Below are 9,839 nucleotides of genomic sequence, written 5' to 3'. Positions count from 1 at the left end.
TCCTTTCGTTCAGCAAGGGCGCCAAAGCCGTATATTTGTGTCGAATGAATTCCACTTGCTCCGCTCGTGTCATGCCAGCAGGGTAGCCGCCTCAAGCTGCTTGTTCAATTTGTTTTTTCTAAGTGCCTAAGATCAAGAAATATGCAGAGCACTGTGGCGGTTCCATTCCATGGAAAACCTACAAGGAACAACACGAGATGCGCGAATTCTTTCAACTCGCGCGGACGGTGTCCAAACTCACATACCAGGAGCGGCTGCTCAATGCCGGCATTCCGGATTCGGACGTCTTCCTCCAGCAAGCCGAAGCGTTGGCTGCGGAAAACCGCGTACGAGCCTATGTTTTGTTCGATGATGCCAAACCCGTGTCCTATCTTTATTGCCCAGTGAATGACGGCGTGCTTATTTATGCCTACCTTGGTTATGATCCCGAGTACAGGAATATGTCGGTGGGCACCATACTACAATGGTTAGCGCTAGAGCAGCTTTTCGCCGAAGCGTGTTTTAAGGCCTTTGACTTCACCGAAGGCGAGGGAGATCACAAACGCTTGTTCGCTACGCACGAGCGGCAATGTGCGAACGTTGTCTTTGTCAAGAAGACATTGCGCAATATGGCAATTGTCCATGGCCACCTTTATATGGAAACTCTTTCGAAGCGGCTTGGCGGATTGTCCGAGAAGTTTGGCCTGAAGACGAAAATCAAAAGGATACTGCGCTTTGGTAGATGAGTTTTCCTACGCCAATGCAGCGTTCACAGCAACGAATCGAGAGGATACTTCGTGGATCTGGTAAAACATCTACAGTCGGCTTGGAAGCGTCATTCGTTAGGAAGCTTTGTACAACTCGCAGTGAAAAACGTTGTTCTCTACGCAAAAGATGCCTTCTCTGGGCGTTTATTCCAAAAATCTGCGGTGCAACCGTCGGAGTTCGATAGCTCCCTTGGTGTCGATACCGAAGAAATTCGTGAGCTCTGGTCTCTTGATGTCGACGCCGCCGACAATGCAGCCTATGCCCATCGTTATCAGCCTTCTCCGCATGCTTTCGCTACCCAGGCTATTAAGGGGTTGGTTATCGATCACAGCCGGTTTACCTTCGTAGATTTTGGCGCGGGCAAAGGCCGAGTCTTACTGATCGCTGCGCAATGGCCCTTTAAGGCGGTCTTTGGTGTCGAATTCTCGCGCGAACTCTGCGAGATCGCCTCTGCCAATCTGAAAAAGATTCCTCCAGAACGATGTCGGGCTGGCCGGGTCGAATGCCACCACGAGGACGCATTACGCTACGCGCTGCCGGATGGACCGCTGGTCTGTTATTTCTACAACCCCTTCACCCGACCCTTGATGGTGGACATGGTAGAAAGACTGGCAACGGACCTCAAGAATAATCCACGAGAGGTGTATATTCTCTACGCGCAGACCGATAACAGAGACCTATTCGATAAGCAGGACTTTTGGGAGCCCATTGAGAGCACTGACTTTCATGTGATTTATCGCGCACGTCTCGATAAGCTGCCAACGCACGCTTAACGCGAGGCTTCCTACGCTTGCGCGCTTTTTTGCTCAACATTTGTTTTCTTGCACAAGCTTGCGGGCACGTTCACGTTCTAGATCAAGTTCGGTCTTAATTCCTAATGCATTCAGCACAGTGTTCGCTTCTTCTAATGAAGTGCTTGCAGTAACGGCGCGGGCTGGCCGTGCGACGGTTGCGAAAACCGCCGTCGGAGTAAGGTAGAAGGTCAGAGTCGTGAGCGGGGTCAGTTTTACCGTATGCTCATCATAGCGGATACTGGCTTCTCCCCATGCTCCCTTAGCGCAGCGCAGTGGAAGAGCGCTCGCTTCGGTTGGGACTTTTTCGATCACATCTTCAAGCTCGCAGACGATCTGTGGCGTCAGTGCGGTTGCTCCCAGGAGTCCACCTGCCTCTGCAACGCGAGCGAGTGCACGCTCTATCTCATATGTCGTCAGTTCTCCATCGCTGCCGTAACCGAATACTCCCCAGATCGTCGGCACTCCTTTTTTCTCTAGTTCGGTAAATGCAGCAAGCATAACCGCATCGGCTAATGGGCTACGCAATCCTACTTCTTCACCATAGGCGAGAGAATCGCCACCGACATCGATTCCAACAACAAGGTCTATTCCCAGCGCTGTTATGGCGGCTTCGAGGCCGGATAATGCTCCAGCCACACCTCCGTTGATATCGATGTGCAATACTTCCCTACCATACAGGGCGGCCATCTCCGTCTCTGTAAACCGCACCCCGGTATGAGAGTGTGTCGAGCCGTTTACCATCCAAGCATATGGATGTAGGGCACGCACGTTCCTCACTTCTAGTAATCCTCGCGGCCCTGGAAGGGGATCATAGACGAAACGCTCCCAAGGTAATCCGCCTAGTGTAAAACGTAGCCCGCAGAACTCCAAGAATCGAGCTGTCGCGAGTGCGCCGACGACGCCTCCACCGCCTCCCACGCCAATGACTAATGCATGGGCGCCGCGTTTGAGCAAGGTTTCGAGAGAGTGAGGAACCTGTACCATAAAAAATGTTTCTCGTGAAACAGTTGTAAGTAGTAGGTTAACTATCTGATTGTGAAGTTTTACTTTGTGTAAGTGGAAAATGTTGCGTTGTCGGTGAAGTTTATGAAGAAAAGATGAGGAGCCACATCAGTCGTGGATATAGACTAATGTTCCCAGTGAAACCATTTTTTCAAATTCTTTCATGTCACCATTAAGGAAGGAAATACAGCCTAGGGTCCAGTTAATTTTTGCCCGGTTAAATGCTTCGCGATCGCTTCCATGTATGCCTATGGCTCCACCTGGTCCAGGGCCTCCATGCTTGTGGCCCGGAACTTTTCCCTGAGACAATTCTTGGCGATAACGTCGGGCATCCTCTTCGGAGGGGTAATCCAGGAGCATGAATCGCCACCACCGCGGATGCGGGTCACTGTCGATAATCGTATAGAGGCCGTTCGGAGTGCGCCGGTCTCCCTGATACAACTTGCGTCCGGGGTTTCGCCCCAACACCACGGGAAAGGTGCGTACCAGTTTCCCGTAATTGTAGATGTTGAGTGTCTGGCATGACTTGCTGACGGTGACAACGGTGCGCTCGTCCTGCCCCCAGGGGAGGGAAATTTCAGGATCCACTCGGTCAAAGGCCTCAACTTGAGGCACCTCTTCGACAAGCTGGGGCTGAGGCTGAGGAGTACAACTCGATAGGAATGGGAAAGACAAGAAGAAAAGACTCAAGACTATTCGCCGCACCAACATCACCCTCACAACATCATTATCGAGAAAAACTGAATGCTCTGCAACTGCGCTGCGGCCTTGCTTGGGTACGACGAAGACGATTTAATGCAGGAATTGTTTCTTGGGAGTGTGGGGTGGCACGCGAAAAAGCCATCGGTATTTTTGATTCTGGTATCGGAGGGTTGACGGTCCTTCAGCAAATTGCCCGACTGTTACCGCATGAGACGCTTGTGTACCTCGGCGATACGGCACGCTCGCCATACGGGACCAAGTCTCCTGATGTCGTTCGCCGTTATTCTTGTGAGAACTCGGATTTCTTACTCGAACGTGGACTCAAAATGCTGGTCGTCGCTTGTAATACTGCCTCAGCAGTGGCGCTTGACGTATTGCGAGAACGTTATGAGGTGCCCGTGGTTGGCGTAATTGAACCAGGAGCCCGCGCGGCGATACGGCGTAGCAAGAATGGTCATATCGGTGTGATTGGGACAGAGGCAACCATTAGCAGCGGTGCGTACACCCAAGCCTTGCGAGAATTAGATCCTGAAGTCGAAGTGTACTCCCGTGCCTGTCCGATGTTTGTTCCACTCGTGGAAGAGGGATGGATAGATAACGAGGTCGCACGCGGGGCTGTGGCTCGTTATCTGAAAAGCCTGAAGCAAAGTGCCATCGACACACTCGTGCTGGGCTGTACCCATTACCCGCTGCTGAAGAAATGCATTGGTGAGTTTTTTGGACCCCAGGTTGCGCTGGTCGACTCCGCGGAAGAAACTGCAAAGGTTGTGAAAACAACGCTCCTCAGTTACGGTTTACTGCGACGACGGGGACATGGTGGAGCCAGTTTTTTTGTGACAGACGTACCCGATCGGTTCGTGAAAGTGGGTGCTCGTTTCCTGGGCGAGCAGATTGAGTCTGCGGTACGAATTGAGCGCTAAATGGCTACGCTTTTGTCGCCGATAGAGGTACAATGGCGCCGACCTCGTGCAGTAGTCCCACCAGAGAATTTGTAAGGGGGTAGGGAAAAATTATGTTCAGTGCCTTGCTACGCAAGCTCATCGGCAGCAAAAACGACCGAGAGCTGAAAAGGCTTCGTTCCGTGGTAGCAGAAGTCAATCAATTCGAGTCAGAACTCACCAGCCTCGATATGGATGGATTACGGGCAAAGACTGACGAGTTTCGCAGTCGTATTGCTGAGGTGACCCAACCGGCGCGAACCCAACTGGCTGAAGCGCAGGAACAATTGCACGCTGCCGAAGATGACGAGGCACGCATGCAGTGGCAGGAGGAGGCTGAGCGGTATGAAAAAGAGGTGCGCCAAGCTGAGGCTGAGGCGCTGAACGAAATCCTCCCCCACGCCTTTGCGGTTGTCCGGGAAACCTCACGCCGAGTGACAGGCATGCGACATTTTGACAGCCAGATGTTTGGTGGGATTGTCTTGCACCAGGGGAAAATCTCCGAAATGAAGACGGGAGAAGGAAAAACCCTGGTTGCCACCTTGCCGTTGTATCTCAACGCGCTTTTAGGACGTGGTGCACATTTAGTTACTGTTAATGATTATCTTGCGCGACGTGACGTGCAGTGGATGGGGCCCATCTATCATGCGCTTGGATTATCCGTAGCGTCGATTGTCCACGATACGAGCTTCCTTTTTGACCCGACCTACATGGTCAAGGATTACCGCTACATCAATCTGCGTCCAATCGAAAGGCGAGAGGCCTACCTTGCCGACATTACCTATGGAACGAACAATGAGTTCGGCTTTGATTATCTCCGCGATAACATGAAGTTCAGCCTTGACGATTACGTCCAGCGCGAGTTGCAATTTGCGATTGTCGATGAGGTCGACAACATCCTTGTCGATGAAGCCCGGACACCATTGATCATTTCTGGACCGGCAGAGGAATCGACGCAAAAGTATTATAGTATTAACCGAGTCATTCCTCGGTTGCAAAAAGATGTTGATTATTCAATCGATGAGAAGCTACGTACGGCGACCTTAACCGAAGAAGGCATCGCGAAAGTCGAGCGTCTCCTGGGAGTGAAGAATCTCTACGATCCCGCTGAAATTGGTGCCCTTCATCATGTGAATCAAGCGCTGAAAGCGCACGCGGTGTTCCGCCGCGATGTGGATTACGTCATTAAAGACGGCGAAGTAATTATTGTCGACGAGTTCACCGGTCGACTCATGCCAGGTCGGCGCTGGTCTGATGGATTACATCAAGCGGTTGAGGCGAAAGAAGGAGTCCGTATTCGTGAAGAGAACCAAACGCTTGCAACCATCACGATTCAGAATTATTTCCGCATGTACAAGAAGCTTGCGGGTATGACCGGCACTGCCGACACCGAGTCGGTCGAATTCAAGAAGATTTATAACCTTGATGTCGTGGTGATTCCACCAAATAAGAAGATGGTTCGTATCGACCATCCTGACGTAGTGTATAAAAGCGAACGCGAGAAGTTTGATGCGGTGATCGCTGATATCGCTGATTGCCATGGCCGTGGGCAGCCAGTGCTGGTCGGAACGATCTCGGTCGAGAAATCTGAACACTTGAGTAAGTTACTGAAGAAGAAGGGGATCAAACACAGCGTCCTCAATGCTGTGAATCATGAAGCTGAGGCCAATATCATTGCGCAAGCCGGGCGGTTGGGAGTCGTGACCATCGCGACCAATATGGCTGGGCGCGGAACTGATATTCTACTCGGAGGTAACCCAGAATTTCTTGCCCGGGCGGAAATTGAGAAACAGTGGCTTCACACTAAACTTGGAGCGAACGCCGCCACCGCCACGCAGACGACAAAGAGTTATGAAGAAAGCTTGGAGGAGCTACGCACTGAATATAACGAAACCGTTAGTCAGGCACGGCAGAAGTATGAGAAGGAATGGCTCCCGTTTGAAGAAGCACGCAACGCCGCACTCAAACGTATGACAGAAACGTACCGTCCGTTTCTTCATGCCTCATGGCAGAAAGCGAAATCTGAATACAAAGAGGTTGCTCCTCGTTTCGCCATGCAGAATGGTGGAGGTGTCGATTCTTCATTGGTGACGTTTTATGGAGATGCACGCCTTGCCTATGAGCATGCGCTGAGTGAGTACGATAAGGTTATCGGTCCGGCCCTGACTGAAGACCAGATGCATGAGTACGAAACGGTACAATCGGAGTACGGAGAGTTGCTGACACGTATAGGAACGACAGCGGTGAGTGAACGTTTTGATGCAGTGCGAAGTCGGTATGAAAAGCTCCTTGAAGAGTATGACAAGGCGGTATTACGGCTTGCGGTTGGATCTGTGAGTGAGAATGGGGAAGCAGGACGACAATATGAGGATGCGCGTAATGCGTATGAAGGGGCGGTCGATGCATACGAGGATGCTGAGCGCCAGTATGAGGAGCGACACAAGCCGTATGAGGAGGCGATTGCCACTGCCGAACGTGCGTATGAGGAGCAGCGGCGGGCGCGCGTGAAAGTGGTAGAGGAAGTGCGTGCTCAACTGGAGAAGGCCCCAGATGTGTATCAACAAATGTATGATGAAGTCTTAGGAAAGTATCAAAAAATATGCGCTGAAGAACGCGAAAAAGTTTTTACGGCGGGAGGGTTACACATCCTCGGTACGGAACGCCATGAAGCGCGTCGTATTGACAACCAGTTGCGTGGGCGAGCGGGGCGCCAAGGTGACCCTGGCTCTTCGCGGTTCTACTTATCGCTGGCGGATGACCTGCTGCGCATCTTTGGTGCTGAACGGATTCAACGTGTCATGGATCGACTGGGGATGGAAGAAGGAGAACCGATTGAGCACCGGCTGGTCACGCGGGCGATTGAAAATGCGCAAAAGCGGGTTGAGTCTCACAACTTCGATATCCGTAAACATCTCCTGGAATATGATGATGTAATGAACAAACAGCGGGAAGTTATCTACCAGCAAAGGCGAGGATTTTTGGCCGGTGACAACCTCAAACCTGCGGTCGTGGGCATGGTAGAAGACTTAGCCGAACAGACTGTTTCTAGCTACGTTAATGATAACATCGCCCCTGAAGAGTGGGATTGGAAAGCCTTAGACGATGCCCTTTTCCGCCAGTTCAACTATCGCTTGGCTCTTGGCTCAGAAGAACAAGACTCCTATGCCCCTGAGTCGCTGACCAAATTTGTGCAAGACTCAGTGGTACAAGCATACGACGCCAAAGAGCAGAATTTTTCTTCCGAGGTTATGCGTTACTTGGAGAAGATGATTCTCCTGCAAACGATGGATGGATTGTGGAAAGATCACCTGCTATCAATGGACCACTTGAAGGAGGGAATCGGTCTTCGAGGATATGCCCAGCGGAATCCATTGCAGGAATACCAAAAAGAAGCTTTTGCGATGTTCGAGGCACTATCCCAACGTATGCAAGAAGATGTCGTCGAGAAGCTGTTTACCGTCCAGATCGCGCGACAAGAGGATGTACAACGGATAGAACCAAGGCCGGTTCCGCAGCGACAGGTGGTGATGAGCCACGGAGATGTGGCGGTGCAATCGCAACCGTCGCCATTGAAACGGGAAGCTCCCAAGGTTGGACGGAACGACCTCTGTCCGTGTGGCAGTGGTAAGAAGTTCAAAAAATGTCACGGTCAGTGATATTTATGCGTGCTGGGATGGAATGGGGGGGGGGATGAAAGAGGGGATGATCAGGCAACCAATTGTGGCCGGACGCTTCCATTTTTCCAGTGTCGCTTGCGGATCGAATTCTAGCGTCAACAAAGTGCAGGCGACATCAATGGTGGTTGGACAGGTTCGCCGCTGTCTGGCCACAGTCAACCAAATCCAAGGCGAGATTATCGGTGGTCGTCGACGGAAGAAATGCGACGAGTCGCCCATCATATCAACCCTCAACCTTATATTCCCTGCCTGTTCTTTCGTCGGGCAAGTGTGAGACTGTTCAATCGTGCGGAGACCCGCATTGCCGTAATGGTTAGCCTCCCGAGTTCTACGTACGGTTTAATTTAACGCTTTTTACGTTGATAACCTGACTGATAAGAAAATTTGAATGGCATGAATTTTGTGGTATGCTTTTTGCCGTAGACAAATTAAAGGCAGTACGACCTGCTAAGGATTCGTGGGAGAAATATAACTCAGGTCAGTTCTCTCGAAATCGGTATCAACGGGACCCTCTCTGTGTGTGAGGTAGCCCAAAATGGAATCGAGCGTGCTCACTCTTTCGTGACTGTTGTGTGGCGATATGGTGTGTCCTAGCGCCGTTTTGGGGAGACGAGTAGGCGCTAACTACTAGTAGGATAGCGTTTTCGTCTGAATTCTTATGCGCGTGAAGGAATTCCTGTCCACAAGAGAAGACTAAAGAAAACAATTGCGAAACCGAAGGATACCAGGAAGACCTGGGACAAGAGAGGAGAATTCCTTTGTCAAAAGGGAAGGGTGGTGTCATGAGAACTGGAATAAGCCGCCCTCTTCAAAAGCAACGGGATGGACTTTCCTATCCTGTGCTCGATTGGTTGCTCGTCACTGATGAGCTGAGGAACCAAAGGGGGCGGAGCCTTGCTTATGACGCCGGCAACTGTGGATCCAAATGGTTGGGAACACGTTAATTCGTGTTACAGTACAAGGGGCATGTCTTCCCAATGGTACATGCTCTACACGCGAAGTAATTGCGAGGGGCTGGTGTACGATCAACTGGTGAAGAAAGGATTCAGTTTGTTTCTGCCTAGAATCGCTCAGAACCCGGGTTGTGGTGACATGCGACACCTTGCGACGGCACCGTTGTTCCCAGGATATGTCTTCGTCAACCATGCGATGGATAAAGCGAGCTACGTTGAGCTGCGGAAGGCTAGAGGGGTGGTCTCAATCCTGGGGGAGCGATGGGACTGTCTTGCCACAGTACCAAACAACGAGATAGAAGCTATACAGTCTGCGTTGCGAGTGAGTGTCCCGATTTGGCCGTATGCACGCTTACGAGAAGGGACAAGAGTTCGCTTTGTGCATGGCCCGTTGACTGGCGTCGAGGGGGTGTTAGTGCAGATCAAATCGAAGAAAGGATTAGTCGTGCTGTCGATTGATTTGCTCAATCGTAGTATTGCGATTGAAGTCGATTATACTTGTGTGGATGCCGTGTAGGAGAAACGCCCCAAAACACGAATGAACTGTTGCGCCGAAGACTCCTAATCAAACACTCCTAGTTATATTGGACCTCCCATGTATCTTGAACATTTTGGTTTTCGTGAGAAACCGTTTAATGTCACTCCCGATCCGCGCTTCTTCTATAGTAACCCCGTCTATCAGGAGACGTACGCTGGGTTACTGTACGGTATTCGTGAACGTAAAGGGTTTATTTCTCTCATTGGCGAAGTGGGAACTGGTAAGACAACGTTACTGCGCAAGCTGATGTCAGAGCTGAGAGAGCCAGTACAGTTTGCCTATGTCTGTTATACAACGCTCACGTTTGAAGAATTGCTGAGTTTTATTTGCGCGGACCTCGGACTCGTGCTGAGTGAGAAGAGTCATTCCTAGCTGAAACCACGGCCGCTGGCCGTGCGACCCGAAAAGCTTCGGAGCGATCCGGCGTGCAGGCCCGTCACGCACCCCATAGGTTCTCCTCCCAGGAAGGTCCGCTGGGGCAGGAAGGA

At 51.3% G+C, this 9,839-nt stretch carries 9 protein-coding genes; 7 read left to right on the top strand and 2 right to left on the bottom strand.

The features are described 5' to 3' along the window. Positions 1-122 precede the first annotated feature (122 nt). Together FJ147_24640 and FJ147_24635 are read left to right on the top strand one after the other, a co-directional pair. Positions 123-725 carry a GNAT family N-acetyltransferase gene (locus tag FJ147_24640; GenBank protein MBM4259075.1) on the top strand — a complete coding sequence of 201 codons (603 nt, stop codon included), beginning with the start codon at positions 123-125 and terminating at the stop codon, positions 723-725. 51 nt (positions 726-776) lie between these two features. Further along, positions 777-1,520, top strand: a complete 744-nt coding sequence (locus FJ147_24635) for a class I SAM-dependent methyltransferase (GenBank protein ID MBM4259074.1) — start codon at positions 777-779, stop codon at positions 1,518-1,520. Between the two features lie 33 nt (positions 1,521-1,553). On the opposite strand, the gene FJ147_24630 is transcribed toward FJ147_24635, so the two are convergent. Next, entirely contained in the window at positions 1,554-2,525 is a 972-nt protein-coding gene (locus FJ147_24630; protein MBM4259073.1) for a DUF1152 domain-containing protein, read from the bottom strand. 126 nt (positions 2,526-2,651) lie between these two features. Continuing rightward, positions 2,652-3,254 carry a hypothetical protein gene (locus FJ147_24625; GenBank protein MBM4259072.1) on the bottom strand — a complete coding sequence of 201 codons (603 nt, stop codon included), beginning with the start codon at positions 3,252-3,254 and terminating at the stop codon, positions 2,652-2,654. Between FJ147_24625 and FJ147_24620 the strand changes: the two genes are divergently transcribed. The 5 genes from FJ147_24620 (at position 3,206) to FJ147_24600 (ending at position 9,723) form a co-directional block, all read left to right on the top strand. Further along, a complete protein-coding gene (locus FJ147_24620) occupies positions 3,206-4,165 on the top strand; it encodes a glutamate racemase (GenBank protein MBM4259071.1) in 960 nt (319 codons plus the stop codon). The two genes, FJ147_24625 and FJ147_24620, sit on opposite strands and share 49 nt — an antisense overlap. A 92-nt stretch (positions 4,166-4,257) precedes the next feature. Beyond that, positions 4,258-7,839, top strand: coding sequence for a preprotein translocase subunit SecA (gene secA, locus FJ147_24615; protein MBM4259070.1), 3,582 nt, complete (start codon positions 4,258-4,260; stop codon positions 7,837-7,839). A 46-nt stretch (positions 7,840-7,885) separates the two neighbouring features. After that, complete coding sequence (locus tag FJ147_24610; protein MBM4259069.1) at positions 7,886-8,134, top strand: hypothetical protein; 249 nt, start codon at positions 7,886-7,888, stop codon at positions 8,132-8,134. A 626-nt stretch (positions 8,135-8,760) separates the two neighbouring features. After that, entirely contained in the window at positions 8,761-9,330 is a 570-nt protein-coding gene (locus FJ147_24605) for a hypothetical protein (GenBank protein ID MBM4259068.1), read from the top strand. 78 nt (positions 9,331-9,408) lie between these two features. Further along, positions 9,409-9,723, top strand: a complete 315-nt coding sequence (locus FJ147_24600) for a hypothetical protein (protein ID MBM4259067.1) — start codon at positions 9,409-9,411, stop codon at positions 9,721-9,723. Positions 9,724-9,839 lie beyond the last annotated feature (116 nt).

It is taken from the genome of Deltaproteobacteria bacterium, from assembly GCA_016874775.1.
In the GTDB taxonomy this organism is placed as follows: Bacteria; Desulfobacterota; Binatia; order Bin18; family Bin18; genus VGTJ01.
Note: the sequence above shows the minus strand (reverse complement) of the source record. Positions and strands in the feature narration are given on the sequence as shown.